Origin of the sequence: Paracoccus fontiphilus, from assembly GCF_017356265.1 — a bacterium.
In the GTDB taxonomy this organism is placed as follows: domain Bacteria; phylum Pseudomonadota; class Alphaproteobacteria; order Rhodobacterales; family Rhodobacteraceae; genus Paracoccus; species Paracoccus fontiphilus.
Genome location: NZ_JAFNAW010000023.1, coordinates 1 through 23696, shown reverse-complemented (window position 1 = coordinate 23696; position 23696 = coordinate 1). Strand labels below are relative to the sequence as shown.

General features: G+C 67.5%; 22 protein-coding genes. 16 read left to right on the top strand and 6 right to left on the bottom strand.

Going from position 1 to position 23696, the window contains the following annotated elements; translation table 11 throughout:
- Positions 1 to 123 precede the first annotated feature (123 nt).
- Positions 124 to 630 (bottom strand): peptidoglycan-binding protein LysM, encoded by a 507-nt coding sequence (gene lysM / locus J0F76_RS10070; protein ID WP_207468768.1) that lies wholly within the window; start codon positions 628 to 630, stop codon positions 124 to 126.
- Positions 631 to 846: 216 nt separating this feature from the next.
- On the opposite strand from lysM, the gene J0F76_RS10065 reads away from it, so the two are divergent.
- Positions 847 to 1341, top strand: coding sequence for a CAP domain-containing protein (locus J0F76_RS10065; RefSeq protein WP_242690121.1), 495 nt, complete (start codon positions 847 to 849; stop codon positions 1339 to 1341).
- Here J0F76_RS10065 and J0F76_RS10060 read toward each other — a convergent pair whose 3' ends face one another.
- Both J0F76_RS10060 and J0F76_RS10055 read right to left on the bottom strand, forming a co-directional pair.
- Positions 1342 to 3138 carry an ABC transporter transmembrane domain-containing protein gene (locus tag J0F76_RS10060; protein WP_207468767.1) on the bottom strand — a complete coding sequence of 599 codons (1797 nt, stop codon included), beginning with the start codon at positions 3136 to 3138 and terminating at the stop codon, positions 1342 to 1344.
- A 52-nt stretch (positions 3139 to 3190) separates the two neighbouring features.
- Entirely contained in the window at positions 3191 to 3841 is a 651-nt protein-coding gene (locus tag J0F76_RS10055; RefSeq protein ID WP_207468759.1) for a 5'-methylthioadenosine/S-adenosylhomocysteine nucleosidase, read from the bottom strand.
- Between the two features lie 101 nt (positions 3842 to 3942).
- On the opposite strand from J0F76_RS10055, the gene zapE reads away from it, so the two are divergent.
- Positions 3943 to 5043: a cell division protein ZapE gene (gene zapE / locus J0F76_RS10050; RefSeq protein WP_207468757.1), complete on the top strand. Its 1101-nt coding sequence runs from the start codon at positions 3943 to 3945 to the stop codon at positions 5041 to 5043.
- A 4-nt stretch (positions 5044 to 5047) separates the two neighbouring features.
- On the opposite strand, the gene J0F76_RS10045 is transcribed toward zapE, so the two are convergent.
- Complete coding sequence (locus J0F76_RS10045) at positions 5048 to 6319, bottom strand: bifunctional folylpolyglutamate synthase/dihydrofolate synthase (protein ID WP_207468755.1); 1272 nt, start codon at positions 6317 to 6319, stop codon at positions 5048 to 5050.
- A gap of 68 nt (positions 6320 to 6387) precedes the next feature.
- Positions 6388 to 7323 carry an acetyl-CoA carboxylase, carboxyltransferase subunit beta gene (accD, locus tag J0F76_RS10040; protein WP_207468753.1) on the bottom strand — a complete coding sequence of 312 codons (936 nt, stop codon included), beginning with the start codon at positions 7321 to 7323 and terminating at the stop codon, positions 6388 to 6390.
- Between the two features lie 78 nt (positions 7324 to 7401).
- On the opposite strand from accD, the gene cls reads away from it, so the two are divergent.
- The 8 genes from cls to J0F76_RS10000 all read left to right on the top strand — a co-directional run bounded on the left by cls (position 7402) and on the right by J0F76_RS10000 (position 16401).
- Positions 7402 to 8841 carry a cardiolipin synthase gene (gene cls, locus J0F76_RS10035; protein ID WP_242690120.1) on the top strand — a complete coding sequence of 480 codons (1440 nt, stop codon included), beginning with the start codon at positions 7402 to 7404 and terminating at the stop codon, positions 8839 to 8841.
- 7 nt (positions 8842 to 8848) lie between these two features.
- Positions 8849 to 9130, top strand: a complete 282-nt coding sequence (locus tag J0F76_RS10030; protein WP_207468751.1) for a 4a-hydroxytetrahydrobiopterin dehydratase — start codon at positions 8849 to 8851, stop codon at positions 9128 to 9130.
- A gap of 60 nt (positions 9131 to 9190) precedes the next feature.
- Entirely contained in the window at positions 9191 to 9964 is a 774-nt protein-coding gene (locus J0F76_RS10025; RefSeq protein ID WP_207468736.1) for a DUF6478 family protein, read from the top strand.
- A 10-nt stretch (positions 9965 to 9974) separates the two neighbouring features.
- The gene (locus J0F76_RS10020) at positions 9975 to 10322 is read left to right on the top strand and encodes a hypothetical protein (protein ID WP_207468733.1); all 348 of its coding nucleotides are present in this window, start codon (positions 9975 to 9977) and stop codon (positions 10320 to 10322) included.
- A 100-nt stretch (positions 10323 to 10422) separates the two neighbouring features.
- The gene (gene nspC, locus J0F76_RS10015; RefSeq protein ID WP_207468731.1) at positions 10423 to 11523 is read left to right on the top strand and encodes a carboxynorspermidine decarboxylase; all 1101 of its coding nucleotides are present in this window, start codon (positions 10423 to 10425) and stop codon (positions 11521 to 11523) included.
- A 34-nt stretch (positions 11524 to 11557) separates the two neighbouring features.
- Positions 11558 to 12784: a saccharopine dehydrogenase family protein gene (locus J0F76_RS10010; RefSeq protein ID WP_207468729.1), complete on the top strand. Its 1227-nt coding sequence runs from the start codon at positions 11558 to 11560 to the stop codon at positions 12782 to 12784.
- A 95-nt stretch (positions 12785 to 12879) separates the two neighbouring features.
- Positions 12880 to 14118, top strand: coding sequence for an AI-2E family transporter (locus J0F76_RS10005; RefSeq protein WP_207468727.1), 1239 nt, complete (start codon positions 12880 to 12882; stop codon positions 14116 to 14118).
- Between the two features lie 120 nt (positions 14119 to 14238).
- Entirely contained in the window at positions 14239 to 16401 is a 2163-nt protein-coding gene (locus J0F76_RS10000; protein WP_207468724.1) for a malate synthase G, read from the top strand.
- Between the two features lie 61 nt (positions 16402 to 16462).
- On the opposite strand, the gene J0F76_RS09995 is transcribed toward J0F76_RS10000, so the two are convergent.
- Positions 16463 to 17782, bottom strand: coding sequence for an MFS transporter (locus J0F76_RS09995; protein ID WP_207468715.1), 1320 nt, complete (start codon positions 17780 to 17782; stop codon positions 16463 to 16465).
- Between the two features lie 239 nt (positions 17783 to 18021).
- Between J0F76_RS09995 and cyoA the strand changes: the two genes are divergently transcribed.
- From cyoA to J0F76_RS09965, 6 genes are all read left to right on the top strand, one after another.
- A complete protein-coding gene (gene cyoA / locus J0F76_RS09990; RefSeq protein WP_242690119.1) occupies positions 18022 to 19200 on the top strand; it encodes a ubiquinol oxidase subunit II in 1179 nt (392 codons plus the stop codon).
- A 12-nt stretch (positions 19201 to 19212) separates the two neighbouring features.
- Positions 19213 to 21222, top strand: a complete 2010-nt coding sequence (cyoB, locus tag J0F76_RS09985; protein WP_207468709.1) for a cytochrome o ubiquinol oxidase subunit I — start codon at positions 19213 to 19215, stop codon at positions 21220 to 21222.
- 3 nt (positions 21223 to 21225) lie between these two features.
- Positions 21226 to 21843, top strand: a complete 618-nt coding sequence (gene cyoC, locus J0F76_RS09980; protein WP_207468707.1) for a cytochrome o ubiquinol oxidase subunit III — start codon at positions 21226 to 21228, stop codon at positions 21841 to 21843.
- On the top strand, positions 21843 to 22259 hold the full coding sequence (cyoD, locus tag J0F76_RS09975; protein WP_207468704.1) for a cytochrome o ubiquinol oxidase subunit IV: 417 nt from the start codon (positions 21843 to 21845) through the stop codon (positions 22257 to 22259). Before cyoC ends, cyoD begins: the two co-directional genes overlap by 1 nt.
- A complete protein-coding gene (locus tag J0F76_RS09970) occupies positions 22256 to 22939 on the top strand; it encodes an SURF1 family protein (RefSeq protein ID WP_341351581.1) in 684 nt (227 codons plus the stop codon). The genes cyoD and J0F76_RS09970 overlap by 4 nt, the downstream gene beginning before the upstream one ends.
- A 101-nt stretch (positions 22940 to 23040) precedes the next feature.
- Positions 23041 to 23696: AAA family ATPase (locus J0F76_RS09965; RefSeq protein WP_207468701.1), on the top strand; the 656-nt coding region annotated here is incomplete at its 3' end.

Below are 23696 nucleotides of genomic sequence, written 5' to 3'. Positions count from 1 at the left end.
ACCATCCTCCTGATCCCGCTTTTGGATACAATGGTCTATCGGCGGGAAAAGGGGCAAGGGCCTTGGCCCACGGTGTCGCCGGGACGCGGCGTCAGGGGTGCGGGACGCCGCGTCAGCAAAGTGTCAGGCCTGGGGGATGCGCAGGGTCTGGCCGGGATAGATCCTGTCGGGGTCGGACAGCATCGGCCGGTTGGCCTCGAAGATGGCGTTGTACTTGCTGGCGCTGCCCAGATAGGCCTTGGCGATCTCGGACAGGGTCTCGCCCTTCTTGACGGTGTGGAAGACCGGGGCCTTGTCATCCGAGGGCAGATCGGCCTCGACCTTGGCGATGCCCTCGATGTTGCCGACGGCAAGGACCAGCTTTTCCAGCGTCTCGCGGTCGGCGCCCTTGCTTTCGATCTTCACGGTGTCGCCGCCGCGCAGGGTCAGGTGGACGTCGTCCTTGTCCAGGTTCAGCGCCTTGAGTTCCGCCTTCAGCGCCGCGACCTTGCGCGTGGTTTCAGGGTCCTGGGCGGGCTTGGCGGCGGCGGGCGCCTGCGCCGGCGCTGCGGCGGGGGCCTTGGCCTCGGCTGCCTCGGCCTTGCCGAAGACCGATTTCCCGGCGTCCTTCACGAAATCCCAGATGGCCATCATGCGTCCTTTCGGCTGTGTTTCCGGCTGATTTGATGAAAAACGCGGGGTTGAAGCAAGCGTTCCATCTGGTTATTGGCTGTCCGGCTGCCTAGATTGCAACCGTGCATTGTTAATCGATTCATACTTTCACTCGTAGGATGCACCTGCTTCAAAGGTGGGAACTCTATGACTCGATCAATCCAACTTTCAGCCGCAGCGCTGCTTTGCGTCCTCATGGCGGGCTGCGCCCAGACGACACCCGACATCGCGGCGCGCGGCGATGATCCCCATGCCATGCAACTGATGCCGGCGGGCAAGGCGACATGCCTTTCCACCAGCTCCAGCCAGAACGGCCACGGCGCGTCGGCGACCAATGCCGTGCGCCGCAGCGCGGGCCTGGCCCCGGTGCAGCCCGATCCCGTGCTGGCACGGGTGGCGGCGCAACATGCCTGCGACATGGCGCAAAGGGGCCGCATGACCCATGCCGGCAGCAGGACCAGCGGGCCGGGCCCGCGGGTCAAGGCCGCGGGATACGCCCCGAGCGTCACGGCCGAGAATATCGCCGCCGGCCCGTTCTCTCAGGACCGTGTCCTGGCGGAATGGAACGCCTCGGGCGGGCACCGGGCGAACATGCTGATCCCGCAGGTCCGCGACTATGGCATCGGCCAGGCGATCGGCCCGGACGGGCGGACTCGGTTCTGGGCGGCCGTCTATGCCGCGCCGAAGTGATCAGGCGGGTTCCGGCAGGACGGCCAGGTCGGTGAACTGCATCCGCGCCAGCCGGGCGTAAAGGCCGCCTTCGGCCACCAGGGCATCGTGGGTGCCCTGCGCCACGATGCGGCCGCCGTCGAAGACGACGATCCGGTCGGCCTTCTTGACGGTCGCCAGCCGGTGGGCGACGACAACGGTGGTGCGGCCCTCGGACAGGCGGCTGACCGCGGCCTGCACCAGGGATTCGGATTCGGCGTCCAGGGCACTGGTCGCCTCGTCCAGCAGCAGCACGGGCGCGTCGCGCAGGATCGCGCGGGCGATGGCGATGCGCTGGCGCTGTCCGCCCGACAGCATCACCCCGCGTTCGCCCAAGGGCGTGTCATAGCCTTGCGGCAGGGTGCTGATGAAGTCATGGGCATGGGCGGCCCGCGCCGCGGCCTCGACCTCGGCCGGGGTGGCATCGGGGCGGCCCAGGCGGATGTTTTCCAGCGCCGTGGTCGCGAAGATCACCGGGTCCTGCGGCACAAGCGCCATCGCCTGACGGAAATCCGCGCGGGCCATGTCGCGCAGGTCGATGCCGTCCAGCGTCACCTGGCCCGTCGCAGGGTCCCAGAACCGCTGGATCAGCTGGATCACGGTCGTCTTGCCCGCGCCCGAGGGGCCGACCAGGGCCACCGTCTCGCCCGGCCGGATGGTCAAGGCGACCCCGTCAAGGGCCGAGACATCGGGCCGGGTGGGATAACGGAAGCTCACGTCCCGCAGGACGATATGGCCGCGCACGGGGCGAGGCAGGGCCTTGGGTTGCGCGGGATCGGTCAGCACGTCCTCGGCTGCCAGAAGTTCGCCCAGACGCTCGGTCGCGCCGGCCGCGCGCTGCAACTCGCCCCAGATTTCCGACAGCGCGCCGGTCGAGCCCGCGACAAGGATCGCATAGATCACGAACTGCACCAGCTGGCCCGCCGTCATGACGCCGGTGCGCACGTCGCGCGCGCCGATCCACAACACGCCGATGACGCCCGCGAAGATCAGGAAGATCACGATGGCGGTCATCAGCGCCCGCGTGCGGATGCGCGACAGGGCCACGTCGAAGGACCGTTCCGTCACGTCGTCGAAGCGCGCGATGCTGCGGCCTTCATGCGTATAGGCCTGCACCGTCTGCGCGGCCAGAAGCGTTTCCGACGCCGCCCCGGACGATGCCGCGATCCAATCCTGGTTGGCGCGCGACAGCCCGCGCAGCCGGCGGCCCAGCCCGATGATGGGCACCAGGATCGCGGGCACGATCAGCAGGACCAGCCCCATCAGCTTCAGCGAGGTGAAGGCCAGCATCGCCAGCCCGCCCGCCAGGATCAGCATGTTGCGCAGCGCGATGGACAGCGACGATCCGATCACCGACTGGATCAGCGTGGTGTCGGTGGTGATGCGCGACAGGATCTCTCCGGTCATCACGCGCTCGAAGAAGGCGGGGGACAGGGTGACGACCCGGGCGAAGACCGCCTTGCGGATATCGGCCACGACCCGTTCGCCCAGCCGGGTGACGAAGTAGTATCGAGCGGCCGTGCCCAGGGCCAGCAGGGCCACGATGATCAGGGCCGCGCCGAAATATTCGTCCAGCAGCCCCGCCCCGTCGTCGAAATTGTCCACCACCCTCCGGGCCGCCAAAGGCAGGACCAGGCTGATGGCCGAGGTGGCCGCCAGCGCGATCAGCGCCAGCGCCACCTGGACGCGGTAGGGCCGGACAAAGGGCCACAACGCGCCCAGGGCGCCCACGCGCTTGCTGGTGGGCCGGTCGGAGATGATCGTCGTGCCGCGTGCCATGTCTGCCCTTGCCGGTCGATGTGCCCCTAGGGGTTTTAGGGGGTGCAAGGCCCTAGGACAAGCGCGGGGCGGCCGGCACCAGACGTCCGTCCGCCAGTTGTTCGGCGATGCGGTCCACCGCCATCGCCAGCTTTTCGTCGATGATGTGCAGGTACTGGGTCCAGTCGGACAGGTGCTGCAATTCGGCCACCCCGTCCGAGATTCCGCGCAACCCGATCAGCGGAACCCCGAAATGCTGGGACGCGCGCAGATGGGCGAAGGTCTCCATGTCCACCATGTCCTCGGCGATGGCGGCGTAGGCGGCGCCGCTGACGATGTTGGCGCCGGTGGACAGGGTCGCACCCGCGACCCCCTCGACTCGATGGGGCATGTCGACGCGGACGGGCAGGTCCAGGAGCGGCGTGCGCCCCTTCTCGAACCCCAGGGGCGAGGCGTCCATGTCGCGATAGGCGACCGCCGTGACCTGGTAGACCTCGGCCTGTTCCAGCCGGGCCGAGCCCGCCGATCCCAGCGACACGACCAGCCGGGGCCGTTCGCGCATCCCGGCCAGGGCGGCGGCCAGTTGCACCGCGCCCTCGACCGGGCCGATGCCGGTGATCAGCGGGTCGATGCGGGCGCGCAGGGCGGGGCCGTATTCGGCAGGGGCCGCCATGACGAACAGGACGGGGATGTCTGCGATCCGGTCGGGGGTCTTGGGGGGCATGGCTTCGCTTTCGGTTTCCCTTGCAGGGGTGGCATGGCGGGCGGCGGGCGGTCAAGCATTGGCCCTTGCGGGTCTTCGGCCTTCCGTGGCAACTGCGGGCCATGGGCAAGGTCAGCGAACTTTATCGGCAGCGCGTGGCGGAAGGGCGGATCGAGCCCGATCCCGCGCAGCAATCCGTCCTGCCGCATCTGGACCGGGTGCTGGATGACATCGCCGCAACGCCCCCGCCCGAAAAGCGGTCCGCCTGGCGCGCCTTTCTGGGCGTCGGCAACCCCGCGCCCGCCGCCCCCGCAGCCAGGGGCCTTTACCTCTGGGGCGGCGTCGGGCGCGGCAAGTCGATGCTGATGGACCTGATGGCCGAGGCCGCGACGGTGCCGGTGCGGCGCGTGCATTTCCACGAGTTCATGCAGGAAATCCAGGCCGGGCTGAACCGCGCCCGCCAGCGGGGCGACCAGGACACCGTGCGTCCCGTGGCGCTGGAGGTCGCGTCCACCGTCCGCCTGCTGTGTTTCGACGAGATGCAGATCACCGACATCGCGGACGCGATGATCGTGGGGCGGCTGTTCCAGGTCCTGCTGGAGCAGGGGGTGGTGATCGTCACCACCTCGAACCGGGTGCCCGAGGATCTCTACAAGCACGGGCTGAACCGGCAGTTGTTCCTGCCCTTCATCGACCTGATCCGCCAGCGGCTTGAAGTCGTGTGCCTGGACAGCGCCGTCGATCACCGGCAGGGCAGGGTGACAGGCGGGCAGGTCTGGTTCTGCCCGGCGGATGCATCGGCCAAGGCCGCGATGGACGCGATCTGGTCCGACCTGACCGGCGATGCGGCGGGCAGCCTGCAACGGATCGATGTCGGCGGGCGCAGCTTCGATCTGCCCTTGTTTGCCGAGGGGGTCGGCCGGTCGGGCTTCTGGGACCTGTGCGGCAAGCCGCTGGGGCCTGCCGACTACTTGGCGCTGTCGCGCGCGGTCGAGGTCCTGATGATCGACGGCATTCCCCGGCTGTCGGCCTCGAACTACAACGAGGCCAAGCGCTTCGTGACCCTGATCGACGCGCTTTACGAGGCCAAGGTGCGCCTGATCGCCAGCGGCGCCGACCAGCCGGAGCAGCTTTACAACGAGGGCGAGGGCTCCTTCGAGTTCGAGCGCACGGCCAGCCGCCTGCGCGAGATGCAGGACGCCGGCTGGGGCCGCGAGGCCTGAGCCGTCAGCCGTTTTCCCGCAGAACCCGGCCCGCCAGATACAGCGATCCGCAGATCAGCACGCGGGCCTGCGGGTCGCGGTCGATGATCCGTGCGATGGCTGCCGCCGCATTCCGCGCGGTGGTCGCGGTCATGCCGACGCTGCCCGCCACCTCTGCCGTGGCGGCGGCAGGCAGGGTGTTCGGCTCTCCGGGGATGTCGATGGCCGTCAGGGATCGGGCATGGGTGGCCAGGGGCCGCAGGTAGCCCGCGATGTCCTTGGTGTTCAGCATCCCGCAGACCAGATGCGTCGGGCGGGGCGGCATGGCGGCCAGGGTCGCGGCCAGGGCCTCGCCCCCCGCCGGGTTGTGGCCGCCGTCCAGCCACAGTTCGGCCTGCGGGCCTGCCAGATCGACCAGGGGACCGCGCTTCATGCGCTGCATCCGGGCGGGCCATTCGGCCTGCGTCACCGCCGCGCGGGCCTGGGCCTCGGTCGCGCCCAGATGGCGCAGGGCGGCAAGCGCAGTGCCCGCGTTCTGGATCTGGTGGGCGCCGATCAGGTTCGGCAAGGGCAAATCCCACAGGCCGTGGTCGTCCTGGTAGACCATGCCGTCGCGGTCGCGCGCGATCATCCAGTGCTGGCCATGGGCGAAGACGGGCGCCGTCAGGCCGGAAGCCTTGGCCTCGATCACGCGCAGGGCTTCATCCTGTTGCGGGCCGACGATCACCGGCACGCCGCGCTTGATGATGCCGGCCTTTTCCCCTGCGATCAGGGGCAGCGTGTCGCCCAGGTACTGCGTGTGGTCGATGCTGACGGGGGTGATGACCGTCAGGTGCGGGTTGTCGATCACGTTGGTGGCGTCCAGCCGGCCGCCGAGGCCGACTTCCAGCAGGGTGTAGTCGGCGGGTGTTCGCGAGAAGGCGAGGAAGGCCGCCGCCGTGGTGATCTCGAAGAAGGTGATCGGCTGGCCGTCGTTGGCGGCCTCGCATTCTTCGAGAGTCGCGGCAAGGTCGGCTTCCGCGATCAGGTCGCCCGCCAGCCGGATGCGTTCGTGGAAATGCGCAAGATGCGGCGATGTATAGGCATGGACGCGCGCGCCCCCGGCCTGGAGGCCCGCGCGGATCATCGCCTGGGTGCTGCCCTTGCCGTTGGTGCCCGCGACATGGATGACGGGCGGGATGCGGCGTTCGGGGTTGCCGAGGGCGGACAGCAGGCGGTGCATCCGGCCCAGCGACAGGTCGATGACCTTGGGATGCAGGGACATCAGGCGGTCAAGGATGACGTCGGAATGGCTCATGGTGGACAAGCCGGGGGCCAGCCCCCGGACCCCCGGGATATTTGGACCAAGATGAAGGAAGGCCGTGTTCAGACGGCCTTCTCGGTGACCGGCTCGGCCGCGACAGGGGCGGCCGAGGGTTCGGCGGGCGCGGGCAGGTCGGCGCGGGTGGGCGCGGGCAGGCCGCCCAGCATCCGAAGGATCGAGACCAGCTCGTCGCGCAACCGCTTGCGATGGGTCACGCGGTCCAGCATCCCGTGCTCCAGCAGGTATTCGGCGCGCTGGAAGCCTTCGGGCAGTTTCTCGCGGATGGTCTGTTCGATCACGCGGGGGCCGGCGAAGCAGATCAGGGCATTGGGTTCGGCGATCTGGATGTCGCCCAGCATGGCGTAGGAGGCGGTGACGCCGCCCGTGGTGGGATGGGTCAGCACGACGACATAGGGCAGGCCCGCCTCGCGCAGCATCTCGATCGCGACGGTGGTGCGGGGCATCTGCATCAGCGACAGGATGCCTTCCTGCATCCGCGCGCCCCCGGCGGCGGAAAACAGCACCAGCGGGCGCTTGGTCTTCACCGCGCGTTCGGCGGCGGCGATGATGGCGTTGCCCACATACATGCCCATCGACCCGCCCATGAAGCTGAAGTCCTGGGCGGCGGCGATGATGGGGGTGCGGCCGATTTCCCCTTCGGCCACCAGCATGGCTTCCTTTTCCCCCGTGGCCTTTTGCGCGGCCTTCATGCGCTCGGGGTATTTCTTCTGGTCGCGGAACTGCAGCGGGTCGGCTGTGGGTTCGGGCACCTTCACCTCGACAAAGGCGCCGCCGTCGAACAGCGCCGCGAAGCGGTCGCGGGGGCTGATCGCCAGGTGGTGGTCGCAGTTGGTGCAGACGTTGAGGTTGTCCGACAGCTCGCGGTGGAACAGCATCGTTCCGCATTCGGGGCATTTCGTCCACAGGTTCTCGGGCACCTCGCGGCGCGAGAACAGCGAATTGATGCGCGGGCGGACGTAGTTGGTGATCCAGTTCATTCGCGGGCGACCCATGCTGTTGCAAGCCCCCGAAATAGGCCGCGACGGGGGGAATTGCAATTGCCGCGGCGGGCGGGAATGATGCGCGCCATGTGGGCCTCGATCCTTGTCACGCTGCATACGACGGTCACCCTGGCCCTGATCGCGCGCGTCCTGATCCGCCCGCGGCTGGACCCGTCCGTCCGCCTGGCCTGGATCATGGTGATCGAGGCGCTGCCGGTGGTCGGCATCCTGGCCTATGTGCTGTTCGGCGAGGTGCGGCTGAACCAGGCCGAGGTCCAGCGCATGGCCGACGTCCGCGACCGGCTGACCAACCTGCGCGTCCCGAACCCCGCCGTCATCGCGGAGCCGCCGCATTACGCGCTGCCCGTGGTCGCGGCGAATGCGGCCGTGGGCGGCATGTCGGCGCTGACCGGAAACCGCATCCACCTGCTGGAGGAGGGCGACGAAGCCATCGACCGCCTGATCCACGCGATCGACAGGGCGGCGGATCACGTCCACATCCTGTTCTACATCTGGCTGCCCGACCATTCGGGGCAGAAGATGGCCGAGGCCGTGGCCCGCGCCGCCCGGCGCGGCGTCGAATGCCGGGTGATCGTGGATGCGCTTGGCTCGCGGCTGCTGGTTCGATCTCCGTTGTGGGCGCAGATGCAGGAGGCAGGGGCCGAATGCGTCACCGCCTTTCCCTGGGGCTTGCCCTTCATCAGCGTGCTGTTCCGCAGGCTGGATCTGCGCAACCACCGCAAGATCCTGGTCGTGGACAACCGCGTGGCCTTTTCGGGCAGCCGCAACTGCGCCGACATGGCCTTTGCCATCAAGCCGCGCTTCGCGCCCTGGGTGGACATCCTGATGTCGGTCGAGGGGCCCGTGGTGCGGCAGTTCCAGTCGGTCTTCCTGGGCGACTGGATGAGCTATACCGGCAAGGATCTGGGCGACATGCAGCAGCCCGTCGCACCCGTCGCCGATCCCGGAGAGATCGCGCAGGTCATCGCCACCGGGCCGGACCGGCGGCAGGGGTCCATTTCCGATTGCCTGGCGGGGATGCTGCACGCGGCGCGCGACCAGGTGGTCATCACCACGCCCTATTACGTGCCCGACACCGCCGTGGACGCCGCCGTCCGCGCCGCCGCCCGGCGGGGGGTCGAGGTCACGATGATCCTGCCCGCCCGCAACGATTCCCTCGTCGTGGGCGCCACCAGCGAGGGGTTCTACTTCGGGCTTCTGTCGGCGGGCGCGCGGATCATGCTGTTCCAGGACGGCTTGCTGCATTCCAAGATCATGACCGTGGACGGCCGCATGGGCATGGTCGGCAGTGCCAATCTGGACCGTCGCAGCTTCGAGCTGAACTACGAGGTCAACATGGCCGTCTTCGACCGGGAGTTCGTGGCCGAACTGGACGCCCGGCAGGACGGCTACATCGAGCGATCGCGAGAGATCACGCTTGAGGAGGTTCGCGGCTGGTCCATCCTGCGCCGGATTCGCAACAACCTGCTGGCGCTGGCCTCTCCGTTGCTGTGAGGAGGACATGATGGAACCGGACCGGATCGCGGCGCGACTGGAAGCCCTGGACGGCTGGCGGCTGTCGCCCGACGGCAGGGCGATCCTGCGGCGCTTCGAGTTCAAGGGCTTCGCCAAGGCGGTGGAGATGGCCAATCTGGCGGCCTGGCTGGGCAACAGGCGGAACCACCATCCCGACGTGTCCTTCGGCTGGGGCTATTGCGAGGTCGCCTTCACCACGCACGACGCGGGCGGGCTGACGGATGCGGATTTCGCCTGCGCCGCCCGGTTGAACGAATTGGTGGCCTAGCGCGCTTGTTCGCGCTGTGGTTGCAGTCTATCCACGAGGGGCGAGCGGAAAGGGCCCCGAATGGTCAAGCGTCTGTTTGAAATGCTGCGTGCCGGCGGGGACCGCGTCGACTGGGCGCGTGTCGCCGACAGGCAGGATCGCAGGCCGCGCCCGGTCGACCCCGAGTTGCGAAGCCGCGCGCAGGTCCTGCATCGCCAGCTGGGCCGGTTCCTGCAAGCCTCGGACCCGTGGATGCTGCGCCCCCTGGGGGTGCCGGACGACGACCTGCCGCCCGGCACCGACTGGCACTGGCGCCCGCGCCTGCTGCGCGGGCGGATCAGCCCGCAGGCGGTCGCGGCCCCCGGCAACGGGCACCGCCTGGGCGAGGACGCGGCCTTGTGGCACGACTGCCCGCACCGCGCCATGATCCTGCGCCAGACGGCCCGTCCGCGCCCCGGACAAGGGTCCGGCTATGCGATGCACCTGGAGATGCTGGGCTTCTCGGGCAGCTTCCTGTCCCTGGCGATCGACCTGCCGGACGACGTGCTGGCGCGGCTGGGCGCCGACCGCATCCTGCAGCTTGACACCAGGCTGGATGCCGAGCGCCCGATCACCATCTATGCCCGGATCAACCTGGTCCAGGGCCCGAACACCGAAACGATGCTGCGCCAGCTTGGCCATCCGGTCGAAGGCCAGGGCGCCGCGAGGCGGGTCGAGTTCGACCTGGCCTATGCCGATCTGGCGAACCGCCCCATCGAGAAGGCCTGGCTGGATCTGATCTTCGAATCGCCGCGCATGAACGCGGTCGGCATCAATGACGCGGTGGTATCGTGCCGCCCGCGTGCGCAGGCCTGAAGGAACGGCAATGAAATTCGAAAGCCATGGCGTCTCGGGCGGGTGCTGGAACGGCGCGCTGCAGGCGGCCAACCCGCCGGCCGCCCTGTCCGTGCTTCATCGTGGAGAGGTCGTGGCCGAGGCGAGCCTGCGCGATGCGGGTCCCGGCGTCTGGGCGGTGTCAGTCAGCCTTCCGCCGGCCGTCATCGACCAGGGCGCGCACAGCCTGCTGCTGGTCGCGGGGGACGAGGTCCTGTCCAGCCTTGCCCTGACCGCGGGAACGGTCGCGGGCGACGACCTTCTGGCCGAGGTCGCGCAACTGCGCGCCGAACTGGACCTGCTGAAACGCGAATTCCGGCGCCTTGCCGCAGGCGGCTGACCGCCCGCGCCCGCCCTGTCACCCGGCTGTCACGCTTTCTTGCGAAAACCTCGTGCCGTGGCTATATCGGCCCTTTCGCATTTGACCCCAAAGGTTTCGCATGGCCCGGATGCAGACGCCGTTCTACCTCATCGACAAGCCGGCGCTGCGCCGCAACATGGAAAAGGTCGCCCATCTGCGCGAGGCGTCGGGGGCCAAGGCGCTGCTGGCGCTGAAATGCTTTGCCACCTGGTCGGTCTTCGACTTCATGCGCGACTACATGGACGGCACGACCTCCTCGTCGCTGTTCGAACTGCGCCTGGGGCACGAGGAGTTCGGCAAGGAAACCCATGCCTATTCCGTCGCCTGGGCCGATCACGAGATCGACGAGGCGGTAGGTTACGCCGACAAGATCATCTTCAACAGCCTGTCCCAGCTTGACCGCTTCGACAACAAGGCGGCGGGGATCGCGCGCGGCCTGCGCCTGAACCCGCGCTTTTCCACCAGCGGCTTCGACTTGGCCGACCCGGCGCGGCCCTTCAGCCGCCTGGGCGAATGGGACCTGTCGCGGCTGGAGGCCGCGATGGACCGGATCGGCGGGGTGATGATCCACTACAACTGCGAGAACCGCGACTTCGACCTGTTCGACAGCCAACTGACCCGGATCGAGACCGAGTTCGGCCCCATCCTCAAGCGCCTGGACTGGGTGTCCTTGGGCGGCGGCATCCATTTCACGGGCGAGGGCTATCCGCTGGACCGGTTGGCCGACCGGCTGAAGGCGTTCCAGGACCGCTGGGGCGTCCAGGCCTATCTTGAACCCGGCGAGGCCAGCATCACCCGGACCACCTCGCTCGAGGTGAGCGTCCTGGACATCATTGACAACGGCAAGCAGGTCGCCATCGTGGACAGCAGCATCGAGGCGCACATGCTGGATCTGCTGATCTATCGCGAAACGGCCAAGCTGCCGCAGGACGGCGGCCACGAATACCAGATCGCGGGCAAGACCTGCCTTGCGGGCGACATCTTCGGTGATGCGCGCTTTCCGCAGCCCTTGCAGGTCGGCGACCGGATCAGCATCGCCGACGCGGCGGGCTATACGATGGTCAAGAAGAACTGGTTCAACGGCGTCGCCATGCCAGCCATCGCCATTCGCGAGGACGACGGCACCATCCGCACCGTCCGCGATTTCCCCTATGAAGACTACAAGTCCAGCCTGTCGTAAGGCACCCTCTCTGCAACCCGGAAAGGATCCGTAATTGGCCAAGAAGAACGTCCTCATCATCGGCGCGGGTGGCGTCGCGCAAGTCGTGGCGCACAAGGTCGCGCAATGGGCTGCCGAATTCGGCGAACTGCATATCGCCAACCGCACGCAGTCCAAGGCCGATGCCATCATCGACAGCCTGCGCGGCAAGGGCCACCAGATGCCCTTCGCCAGCCACGCGGTCGATGCGATGGACGCAGGCGCGGTCGAGGCGCTGATCCGTCAGGTGGACGCCGGGATCGTGGTGAACGTGGGGACGGCCTTTATCAACATGACGGTGCTGGAAGGCTGCATCCGCGCCGGGGCCGCCTATATCGACACGGCCATCCACGAGGACCCGTCGAAGATCTGCGAAACGCCGCCCTGGTACGGCAACTACGAATGGACGCGGCGCGAGGACGTGGCGGCGGCCGGGATCACCGCGATCCTGGGCGCGGGCTTCGATCCGGGCGTGGTCAACGCCTATGCCCGCCTGGCCGAGGATGAATACTTCGACAAGATCGACTCGATCGACATCGTGGACATCAACGCGGGCAGCCATGGCCGCTGGTTCGCCACCAACTTCGACCCCGAGATCAACTTCCGCGAATTCACCGGCGTGGTCTATTCCTGGCAGGGCGGCGAATGGCGCACGAACAGGATGTTCGAGGTCGGCCGCGAGTGGGATCTGCCGGTCGTGGGCAAACAGAAGGCATACCTGTCCGGCCATGACGAGGTCCACAGCCTTTCCGCCCGCTACAAGGACGCCGACGTGCGCTTCTGGATGGGCTTCGGCGACCATTACATCAACGTCTTCACGGTGCTGAAGAACCTGGGCCTCTTGTCCGAGCAGCCGGTGAAAACCGCCGAGGGGCAGGAGGTCGTGCCCCTGAAGGTCGTCAAGGCCGTGCTGCCCGACCCGGCCAGCCTGGCGCCCGACTACGAGGGGAAGACCTGCATCGGCGACCTGGTCAAGGGCACCCGCGACGGCAAGGCGGGCGAGGTCTTCATCTACAACGTCGCCGACCACAAGGAGGCTTTCCAGGAGGTCGGCAGCCAGGGCATCAGCTACACGGCGGGCGTGCCCCCGGTCGCGGCCGCGATCCTGGTCGCGCGCGGCATCTGGGACGTGAAGGCGATGGTCAATGTCGAGGAACTGCCCGCCCGCCCCTTCCTGGAGCTTCTGGGCGAGATGGGCCTGCCCACCCGCGTGATCGACGCGACGGGCGACCACCCCCTCTAGGCCGCCATCGCGGCCGACATGCGCGGCGGCCCGGAACGACCGGGCCGCCGCTTGCGTTTGCTGCCAAGGCATTGACCTAAGGGGGCGTCCAGGCCGTGGCCGACAAGCAATTCAGCTTTCCGCGTTTTCGACCGGAAGGCAGTGGCGCCAGCGGGCGCGCGGCCAACTGGGCTGTCATCGGAATCTTCCTGATCCTGGCCTTCGCGGCGATCGCCGCCGGGCGCGACTTCCTGATGCCGGTGACGCTGGCGGCGCTGCTGTTCTTCGTCTTCACCCCCCTGCGCCGCCTGGCCCGCCGCCGCGGCATTCCCGATGCGCTGACGGCGACGGGGGTGACGCTGGGACTGATCGTGACGGTGGCCCTGATCGCCCTGGCCGCCAGCGGCCCGATCAACCAGGCGGCCCAGAACCTGCCCACCATCAAGATCCGGCTTGAACAGAAGTTCAGCGAACTGCGCGAATCCTTCGAGGAATTGCAGCAGGCCGCCCAGGAGATCGAGGAGGTCCAGAACGCCGACGACAACGGCGACGAGCCCCCGACCGTGAGGGTCGAGGAGGTGGGCGACAGCCCCCTGACCTCCATGATGAAGTTCACGCCGGCGATCCTGGGGCAGGTGGTCTTCACGCTGTTCCTGCTGTTCTTCATGCTGGCCTCGGGCGATCTGCTGTATCTCAAGATCGTGCAAAGCTTCGATTCCATGGCCGAAAAGCGCAGCGCCTATCTGGCCCTGCGCCAGATCGAGGATTCGCTGGGCAACTACCTGGGCGCCATCACCATCATCAACGCGGGGCTGGCGCTGGCCATCGGCCTTGCCATGTTCGCTTGGGGGATGCCCGGCGCGATCCTGTTCGGCATCAGCGCCTTCGTCCTGAACTACATTCCTTATCTGGGCGCCATCATGGGCGTGGTGGTGTCCGGGACCGTGGCGCTTGTGGTCATGCCGGGCGTCTTCTGGCCCTTGATGGTGGCCGGGACCTATATGCTGCTGACCGCGCTGGAGGGGCAGGTGATCACCCCCTATTTCGTGTCGCGCCGGTTGCAGATGAACACCGTGGTCGTCTTCCTGGCCGTGGCCCTGTGGGCTTGGCTGTGGTCGGTGATCGGCATGATCATCGCCGTGCCGGTGCTGGTCGTGTTGCGGGTTCTGGCCGACTATGTCCCCGGCTGGGAAAAGTTCGGCAACTTCCTGGCGGGCGAAGATCCCCCGACCATCGAGGATGAGGACGAGGAGGAAGCCCGCGACATCGTCGAGGCCGGCGCCGAGGCCGAGGACGAAAGCGCCGCGCGCGACGCGACCGCCGCGGTCCTGACCGAGGACAAGGCCGACCGCTGAGATTTTTTCCGAACGGCAGAAAAACTTTCCAACTGCGCTTGGAAATGCGCGGGCCTTGACGTAAGCAATGGGAAAGTGCGCGATGGTATACCGTCGCCCGAGTCGGAAAGGATTTGTCGGATGAGCGAGACCAGTTACACTCAAAGGCATGGCCTCGACGTGGCCGAGGAACTTGCGGCCTTCGTGGAAACCAGTGTGCTGCCGGGCATCGGCGTAGAGGCCGACCGCTTCTGGTCGGGCTATGCCGAACTGCTGGGCGAATTCGCATCCGAGAACCGCGTGCTTCTGGATCGCCGCGCCGACCTGCAGGGCCGGATCGACGCCTGGCACAAGGCGCGCGGCAACCAGCCTTGGGACGTGGCCGCCTATCGCGCCTTCCTGACCGAGATCGGCTACCTGGTTCCCGAACCTGCGCCCTTTGCAATCGACAACGGCCGGATCGACCCCGAGATCGCGCAGGTCGCCGGTCCGCAGTTGGTGGTTCCCGTCAGCAATGCCCGCTTTGCGCTGAACGCCGCCAATGCGCGCTGGGGTTCGCTGTATGACGCGCTTTACGGGTCCGACGTGATGGGTCCGCCTCCGGCAGGCGGGGGCATCGACCCCGCGCGCCGGGATGCCGTCGTGGCCCGCGCCGCCCGGTTCCTGGACGAAGCCTTCCCGCTGGAAAGCGGCAGCCATGCCGAGGTGACGGCCTATCATGCGGATGACGGCGGGCTGACCGCCACGGTCGGGTCGTCCGACGGTGCGCTGCGCGATCCCTCGGCCTTCGTCGGCCGCCGGGTCGAGGGCGGGGACACCGGGCTGGTCCTGCGCCACAACGGCCTGCATGTGGAACTGGTCATCAACCCCGACCACCCGATCGGCGCGGCCTCGGCGTCGGGCCTGCGCGACGTGGTGCTGGAGGCGGCGCTGACCGCCATCCAGGATTGCGAGGACAGCGTCGCCGCCGTCGATGCCGCCGACAAGGTCGGCGTTTACGCCAACTGGCTTGGTCTGATGACAGGCGACCTGGCCGACACCTTCGAAAAGGGCGGCAAGCCCATGACCCGCCGCCTGGCTGCCGACCGCGAGGTCACGCGCCCCGACGGCAGCACCGTCACCCTGCAGGGCCGCGCGCTGCTGCTGGTCCGCAACGTGGGCCTGCTGATGACCACCGATGCGGTGCGCCTGAACGGTCAGGACACGCCGGAAGGGCTGATGGACGCCATGGTGACGGTCGCCTGCGCGATGCACGACCTGAAGAAGACCGACGGTCCCCGCAACAGCCGCGTCGGCGCGGTCTATGTGGTCAAGCCCAAGATGCACGGCCCTGACGAGGCCGCCTTCGCCGACCGCACCTTCACCAAGGTCGAGCAGATCCTGGGCCTGCCCGCCAATACCGTCAAGCTGGGCCTGATGGACGAGGAACGCCGCACCAGCGCCAACCTTGCCGCCACCATTCAGGCCCTGCGCAACCGGCTGTTCTTCATCAACACCGGCTTCCTGGACCGCACGGGGGACGAGATTCACACCTCGATGCAGGCGGGGGCGTTCGCCGGGCGCGATGCCACGCGCCGGTCGGGCTGGCTCAAGGCCTATGAGGATCGCAACGTGCTGATCGGCTTGAACGCCGGGCTTCGCGGCAAGGCCCAGATCGGCAAGGGCATGTGGGCCAAGCCCGATGCCCTGGCCGAGATGCTGCAGGCCAAGATCGCCCATCCGCAGTCGGGCGCCAACACCGCCTGGGTGCCCAGCCCGACGGCCGCGACGTTGCACGCGCTGCATTACCATATGGTCGATGTCGCCGCGCGCCAGGATCAGTTGCAGGGCCAGCCCGTCCCCGACCTGGACGCGCTGCTGACCCCGGCGCTGGTGGGCGAGACGCCCTTGTCGGCCGACGAGATCGCGCGCGAGGTGGACAACAGCGCGCAAGGCATCCTTGGCTATGTGGTGCGCTGGGTGGACCAGGGCGTCGGCTGCTCCAAGGTGCCCGACATTGACGACGTGCCGATGATGGAGGACCGCGCCACCTGCCGCATCAGTGCGCAACTGCTGGCGAACTGGCTGGAACAGCGGCTGATCACCAGCGAGCAGGTCGAGGACGCCCTGCGCCGCATGGCCGCCAAGGTGGACGGGCAGAACGCGGGCGACCCGAACTACATTCCCATGGCGCCCGGCTTCGACGGCCCCGCCTTCGAGGCCGCCCGGGATCTGGTGCTGACGGGCACCACGCAGCCCTCGGGCTATACCGAGCCCGCGCTTCACGCGCGGCGGCGGGAAGCGAAGGCCCTGCGCCGCGCCTGACACGAAAAGACCGCCGGTCCGATGGGCCGGCGGTTTTTCCTTGGGGCAGGGCGGGGGCGGGTCAGCCCTGCTTCTGGAACTCGAACTGGCGCACCAGCCACAGCGCGATGGCCGTCGCGACCGCGCCCGACAGCAGGTAAAGCCCCGCCGCGAACAGGCCCAGCGTGGTGGACAAGGTCAGCGCCGTCAGGGGCGCCAGCCCCGCGCCGAACAGCCAGGCCAGCGCCGAGGCGAAGGCCGAGTCCGTATAGCGGTTGCGGCTGTTGAAGGCCGACGCCACCGCGCCCGAGGATTGGCCGAAGCTGATGCCCAGGATCAGGAAGCCCGCGATCAGATAGGTGGACACGCCGGTCTTGCCGCCCGACAGCAGCAGGGGCGCCAGCAGGCTGAAGGCGCCGATGCCCAGCGATCCCCACAAAAGGACGCGGCGGCGACCGAACCGGTCGGACAGCCAGCCCGACACCAGGGTCGAGACCAGCCCGCAGGCCGCGCTGACCGCCAGCAGGTTCAGGAAGAAGGTCAGCGTTTCGTCGGTGTAAAGATAAACCCAGGACAGCGGAAAGACCGTGACCATGTGGAACATCGCGAAGCTGGCCAGCGGCACGAACGAGGCCAGCCAGATGGCCCGCCAGTCGGCCCGGAAAGTCTGGCGGATGCGGGTGGGCTGCAACTCGCGCGTCTCGAACGCCTCCTGGAACTCGGGCGAGGCGATGATGCGCAGGCGCGCGAACAGCGCCACCACGTTGACCGAGAAGGCCACGAAGAACGGATAGCGCCAGCCCCAGTCCAGGAAGTCCTGTTCCGACAGGTTCGACACCAGATAGGAAAACAGCAGCGCCGCCACGATCAGGCCGATGGGCGCGCCAAGCTGCGGCACCATGGCATAGAAGCCGCGCTTCCGCTTCGGCGCGCTCAGCGCCAGCAGCGAGGCAAGGCCGTCCCAGCTTCCGCCGATGGCAAGGCCCTGGCCGATGCGCAGCAGGGCCATGACCACGATGGCCCATTCCCCCGCCACCGCATAGGAGGGCACGAGGCCCATCGCCACCGTCGAGGTGCCCAGCAGGAACAAGGCCAGCGTCAGCTTGGCCACGCGGCCCTGCTTGCGGTCGATATACATGAAGATCGCAGTGCCGACGGGCCGGGCGACAAAGGCAAGCAGCACCAGCAGGAACGACAGAAGCGTTCCCTGCAACGGGTCCGCGAAGGGAAACAGCCGCGCCGGAAAGACGATCACCGAGGCGATCGCGAAGACGAAGAAGTCGAAGAATTCCGATGTCCGCCCGATCACCACGCCCACCGCGATGTCCGAGGGCGAGACGTGGATGTCGTCGGCATCCTTGCCGGGGCTTTGACGGTCAGGGGTTTGGGCGGATGTCACCATTGCGTGAAACACTCCGGTTTGGGCAAGACGGCTTGAAAGGCAAGACAGGCGGGATCCCGACGGACTCGCGCGGTTTGGACAGCCATGCACCAGAACGGCGGAAAAGAATACGCGACAAATTGTCTTATGTTTGACTTGGATCAAGGCGTTTATCTGGGCCGCAATCTCAGGGCGTCGTCGTCTGAACAACCGTGTGATTCGCGCGGTCAACGGGGTCATTACCGATCATGACACATCACTTGAAACGTTTATCCTGGCTTGCCCCCCTTCCGCTGCTTGCGGGCTGCAAGCCGGTCGTGCTGGCCCCCTCGGGCGACGTCGCGGCGCGCCAGGCAGAACTGCTGGTGCAATCGACCTTGCTGATGCTGATCATCATCGTTCCCGTGATGGCGCTGACCGTGTGGTTCGCCTGGCGCTACCGCGCCACGAACAAGAGGGCCAGCTATGACCCCGACTGGGACCATTCGACCAAGCTGGAACTGGTGATCTGGGCGATCCCGCTGATGATCATCATCTGCCTGGGCGCGCTGACCTGGGTCGGCACGCATCTGCTGGACCCCTACCGTCCGCTGGACCGGATCAGCGCCGAAAAGCCGGTGGAACAGGCGCCGTTGCAGGTGCAGGTCGTCGCGATGGACTGGAAATGGCTGTTCATCTATCCCGAACAGGGCGTGGCTTCGGTGAACCAGCTTGCCGTGCCGGTGGACCGCCCGGTCGAGTTCACGCTGACCTCGACCTCGGTGATGAACGCCTTCTACATCCCGGCGATGGCGGGGATGATCTATGCCATGCCGGGGATGCAGACGACGCTGCATGGCGTCTTCAACGCGCCGGGCGAATACCAGGGCCTTGCCTCGCACTATTCGGGGCACGGTTTCTCGGGGATGCGCTTCAAGGCGGTTGCCCTGGACGGCGCGGGCTTCGAAGACTGGGTCGCCCAGGCGGCGGACAGCGGCCGGACGCTTGACCGCGCCCGCTATCTTGAACTGGAAAAGCCCAGCGAGAACGTCGCGCCCATGGCCTTTGCTTCCGTCGATCCGCAGCTGTTCCAGCGTGTCGTGAACATGTGCGTCGAGGAAGGCCGCATGTGCATGGCCGAGATGATGGCCTATGACGCGCAGGGCGGCCTGGGCCTGCCCGGCATCGCCAACATCGCGGCGCTGACCGACCCGGACATCCGCGGCGCCGCGCGCCCCGTCCTGGGTCTGCCGCCCTTCCAGGTGTCCGGCATCTGCAGCGTCGAGGAGCTGGAGCAGATGCTTGCCAGCGCCGGCACGACCGAGCCTGCGGCGCCGCGCGACCTGTCGCCCATCCGCGGCCGCGGCCTTGACGCCCCGCAGGGCATCTTCGGGCGCCAGCCGGTGCCCGGCCAACTGACCCAGTCCGTGCCGCAGGACGGCGCCGACCAGAACCTGTAAGCGGAGCCGACCATGGCGATCAGCGCTGACGACATCCAAACCACCTTCCTGCTGGGCCGTCTGGACTGGCACGCGATCCCGCAGGACCCGATCGTCTGGGCGACCTTCGTGGTCGTCGCCATCGGCGGCGTCGCGATGCTGTGGATGCTGCACAAGTACCGCTTGTGGTCCTGGCTGTGGACCGAATGGTTCACCTCGGTCGATCACAAGAAGATCGGCATCATGTATATCGTGCTGGCGCTGGTCATGTTCGTGCGCGGCTTTGCCGATGCGATCATGATGCGGCTTCAGCAGGCCATCGCCTTCAACGGGTCCGAGGGCTATCTGAACGCCCACCACTACGACCAGGTGTTTTCCGCCCATGGCGTGATCATGATCTTCTTCGTGGCGATGCCCTTCGTCACGGGGCTGATGAACTATGTCGTGCCGTTGCAGATCGGCGCGCGAGACGTGTCCTTTCCGTTCCTGAACAATTTCTCGTTCTGGATGACGGTCGGCGGCGCGGTGCTGACCATGATGTCGCTGTTCGTGGGCGAGTTCGCGCAGACCGGCTGGCTGGCCTTCCCGCCGCTGTCGGGCCTGGGCTACAGCCCCTATGTGGGCGTGGACTACTACATCTGGGGCCTTCAGGTCGCGGGGGTGGGGACCACGCTGTCGGGCATCAACCTGCTGGTGACGATTATTAAGATGCGCGCGCCCGGCATGACCATGATGCGCATGCCGATCTTCACCTGGACGGCGCTGTGCACGAACATCCTGATCGTGGCCTCCTTCCCGGTGCTGACCGCGACCCTGGTCCTGCTGACGCTGGACCGTTACGTGGGCACCAACTTCTTCACCAACGATCTTGGCGGCAACGCCATGATGTATGTGAACCTGATCTGGATCTGGGGCCACCCCGAGGTCTACATCCTGATCCTGCCGCTGTTCGGCGTCTATTCCGAGGTCGTGGCGACCTTCACCGGCAAGCGGCTGTTCGGCTATACCTCGATGGTCTACGCGACGGTCTGCATCACCATCCTGTCCTATCTGGTCTGGCTGCACCACTTCTTCACGATGGGGTCGGGGGCGTCCGTCAACTCGTTCTTCGGGATCACCACCATGATCATCTCGGTGCCGACGGGCGCCAAGATCTTCAACTGGCTGTTCACCATGTACCGCAGCCGCATCCGGTTCGAGCTGCCGATGATGTGGACCATCGCCTTCATGCTGACCTTCGTGATCGGCGGCATGACGGGCGTGCTGCTGGCGGTGCCGCCTGCCGACTTCGTGCTGCACAACTCGCTGTTCCTGGTCGCGCATTTCCACAACGTCATCATCGGCGGCGTGCTGTTCGGCCTGTTCGCGGCGGTTTATTACTGGTGGCCCAAGGCCTTCGGCTTCCGCCTGGATCCGTGGTGGGGCAAGGTCAGCTTCTGGTTCTGGGTGGTGGGCTTCTGGACCGCCTTCGCGCCTCTCTACATCCTGGGCCTGATGGGCGTGACGCGGCGGATGCGGGTCTTCGATGATCCCAGCCTGCAGATCTGGTTCATCATCGCGGCCTTCGGCGCCGTCCTGATCGCCATAGGCATCGCCGCGATGTTCATCCAGTTCGGCGTGTCGATCATGCGCCGCGACCGGTTGCGCGACGAGACCGGCGACCCCTGGGACGGGCGCACACTGGAATGGGCGACCTCCTCGCCGCCGCCGGCCTACAACTTCGCCTTAACCCCGGTCAGCCACGGGCTGGACACCTGGTGGGACATGAAGCGGTATGGCCAGACCCGCCCGCGCGCGACCTATGTGCCGATCCACATGCCCAGGAACACCGGGGCGGGGGTCGTCATCGCCGGCTTCGCCACGATCTGCGGCTTCGCGCTGGTCTGGTACATCTGGTGGCTGGCGGTCCTGTCCTTCGCGGGCGTCGTCGCGGCCTCGATCCTCCATACCTTCAACTATGCCCGCGACTACCACATCCCGGCCGAGGAGGTGCGCGCCACCGAAGACGCGCGCGACCGCCAGCTGGCAAGCGCAGGGGTCTGATCCATGAGCACCGTTTCCCCCCAGGCCCCCGGCGATTTCTGGGAAGTCGAGCCGCACCACCATCACGAGGGCGCCTCGACCTCCATCGGGTTCTGGGTCTACCTGATGAGCGACTGCCTGATGTTCGCGATCCTGTTCGCGACCTTCGGGGTGCTGGGCGGCAGCTATGCCGCCGGGCCGGGGCCGAAGGATCTGTTCGACCTTGAACTGGTGGCGCTGAACACGGCCTTTCTGCTGCTGTCGTCCATCACCTATGGGCTCGCGATGCTGGCCATGGTCAAGAACAACAAGGGGGGCACGCTGGGATGGCTGGCCGTCACGCTGGTCTTCGGCCTCGCCTTCCTTGCGGTCGAGCTTTACGAGTTCAGCCACCTGATCCACCTGGGCGCCGGGCCGCAGCGGTCGGCCTTCCTGTCGTCCTTCTTCGCCCTGGTCGGCACCCACGGGCTGCACGTGGCCTTCGGCTGCTTGTGGCTGGTCACGCTGATGATCCAGGTCGGCCAGCGGGGGCTGATCCCCGCGAACCGCCGCCGCCTGTCCTGCCTGTCGATGTTCTGGCACTTCCTCGACGTGATCTGGATCGGCGTCTTCACCTTTGTCTATCTGCTGGGGATGATCTGATGCCCTCTATCCAGGCCGAAGGCGACAAGCACCACGCGGAACGCCGCGCGGAAGCGCATGGCGACCATCACGAGGACAGCCACGACCACGGCAGCGTCCGCTCCTACATGACCGGCTTCGTGCTGTCGGTGGTCCTGACGGCGATCCCCTTCGCCGTGGTCATGGGCGGGGGCTTCGAAAGCCGCCTGCTGACGGCGGCCGTGGTGGTCGGGCTGGCGGTGGTGCAGATCCTGGTCCACATGGTCTATTTCCTGCACATGAACACCCGCAGCGACGAGGGCTGGACCATGATGGCCCTGATCTTCACGGTGGTCATCCTGGTCATCGTGCTGGCCGGTTCCCTGTGGGTCATGTATCACATGAACACCAACATGATGCCGCAGATGGATCACGAGGCCCTGGGCCTGGGATCGTGACCGCCCACCGCCGCCCTGTCGCCCTGCTGGTCGCGGCGGGGGCCGTTTTCCTGGTGCTGATGGCGCTAGGCGTCTGGCAGGTGCAGCGGCTGGGCTGGAAGACCGACCTGATCGCGCGGGTGGATGCGCGTGTCGCGGCGGACCCCGTGCCCGCGCCGGGTCCTGCCGACTGGGCAGGGCTGACGGCGGACAATGCCGAATACCGCCGCGTCACGGTGACGGGGGAATATGCCCCCGGCGGCGACGTGCTGGTGCAGGCCGTGACGGAGCGCGGGCCGGGCTTCTGGGTGATGACCCCGCTTGAAACGCGGCAGGGTTGGCACCTGCTGGTCAACCGGGGTTTCGTCGCCACCGACCGCCGCGACGACCGCCCCCTGCCGGCCGGGCCGCAGACCGTGACCGGCCTGCTGCGCCTGTCCCAGCCCGGCGGCGCCTTCCTGCGCGCCAACGATCCCGCCGCGGGCCGCTGGTATTCCCGCGACACGCAGGCCATCGCTACCACCCTCGCCCTGCCCGAGGTTGCTCCCTATTTCATCGACGCCGACCGGACGGGAGAGGGCCAGCCCACCGGCGGCCTGACCGTGATCGCCTTTCGCAACAACCACCTCTCCTATGCGCTGACCTGGTTCGCCATGGCGGGCGGGTTGGTCGTCCTGACCGCCTGCGCCCTGCGCCGCTAGGGGCTTTCAGACCAAAGTGGCAGGAAGAATTCCCCTTTAACGCTGGAACCCGTCCCCGCGCAGTTGCACACTAGGCATGTTCAGCGCGAGGGGAGGATGCGATGGACGATCACAGCGAACAGGCCACAGAACAGGCCCATGCCGTCCGCCGTCTGGGGGCCGAGATCGGCGCGACGCTGATCGGCCATGACGTCTTGGTCGAACGTCTGCTGATCGCCTTGCTGGCGGGCGGCCACGTCCTGATCGAAGGCCCGCCCGGCATCGCCAAGACCCGCGCGGTCAAGGCGCTGGCGGCCCACCTGCCGGGCAGCCACGCGCGCATCCAGTGCACGCCGGACCTGCTGCCATCCGACCTGACCGGCACGCAGGTGTTCCGGCCCGAAACCGGCGGCTTCGACTTCATCCCCGGCCCGATCTTCCACAGCCTTGTCCTGGTGGACGAGATCAACCGTGCGCCCCCCAAGGTGCAGTCCGCGCTGCTCGAGGCGATGGCCGAGGGGCAGGTGACGACGGGCGGCATCACGCGGCCTCTGCCAGATCCCTTCATGGTCGTGGCGACCCAGAACCCCATCGAGCACGAGGGCACGTTCCCGCTGCCCGAGGCGCAGCTCGACCGCTTCCTTCTTCACCTGCGCCTTGACCTGCCGGGGGCCGAGGCCGAGCGCGCGATCCTGGATCTGGTCGAGGCCGAGGCGGTGGCGCCCGCCCCCCTGCGCGGCACGGCGGTCACGGCGGCAGACCTCGCCCGCGCGCGGGC

Coding starts and splice junctions, on each gene's coding strand:
- J0F76_RS09995 (WP_207468715.1), bottom strand. CDS start 17,782: ATGGTGACATCCGCCCAAACCCCTGACCGTCAAAGCCCCGGCAAGGAT.
- J0F76_RS10065 (WP_242690121.1), top strand. CDS start 847: ATGGCGGGCTGCGCCCAGACGACACCCGACATCGCGGCGCGCGGCGAT.
- cyoD (WP_207468704.1), top strand. CDS start 21,843: ATGCCCTCTATCCAGGCCGAAGGCGACAAGCACCACGCGGAACGCCGC.
- J0F76_RS10055 (WP_207468759.1), bottom strand. CDS start 3,841: ATGCCCCCCAAGACCCCCGACCGGATCGCAGACATCCCCGTCCTGTTC.
- cyoB (WP_207468709.1), top strand. CDS start 19,213: ATGGCGATCAGCGCTGACGACATCCAAACCACCTTCCTGCTGGGCCGT.
- J0F76_RS10000 (WP_207468724.1), top strand. CDS start 14,239: ATGAGCGAGACCAGTTACACTCAAAGGCATGGCCTCGACGTGGCCGAG.
- zapE (WP_207468757.1), top strand. CDS start 3,943: ATGGGCAAGGTCAGCGAACTTTATCGGCAGCGCGTGGCGGAAGGGCGG.
- J0F76_RS10025 (WP_207468736.1), top strand. CDS start 9,191: ATGGTCAAGCGTCTGTTTGAAATGCTGCGTGCCGGCGGGGACCGCGTC.
- J0F76_RS10060 (WP_207468767.1), bottom strand. CDS start 3,138: ATGGCACGCGGCACGACGATCATCTCCGACCGGCCCACCAGCAAGCGC.
- accD (WP_207468753.1), bottom strand. CDS start 7,323: ATGAACTGGATCACCAACTACGTCCGCCCGCGCATCAATTCGCTGTTC.
- J0F76_RS10045 (WP_207468755.1), bottom strand. CDS start 6,319: ATGAGCCATTCCGACGTCATCCTTGACCGCCTGATGTCCCTGCATCCC.
- J0F76_RS10030 (WP_207468751.1), top strand. CDS start 8,849: ATGATGGAACCGGACCGGATCGCGGCGCGACTGGAAGCCCTGGACGGC.
- cls (WP_242690120.1), top strand. CDS start 7,402: ATGATGCGCGCCATGTGGGCCTCGATCCTTGTCACGCTGCATACGACG.
- lysM (WP_207468768.1), bottom strand. CDS start 630: ATGGCCATCTGGGATTTCGTGAAGGACGCCGGGAAATCGGTCTTCGGC.
- nspC (WP_207468731.1), top strand. CDS start 10,423: ATGGCCCGGATGCAGACGCCGTTCTACCTCATCGACAAGCCGGCGCTG.
- J0F76_RS10020 (WP_207468733.1), top strand. CDS start 9,975: ATGAAATTCGAAAGCCATGGCGTCTCGGGCGGGTGCTGGAACGGCGCG.
- cyoC (WP_207468707.1), top strand. CDS start 21,226: ATGAGCACCGTTTCCCCCCAGGCCCCCGGCGATTTCTGGGAAGTCGAG.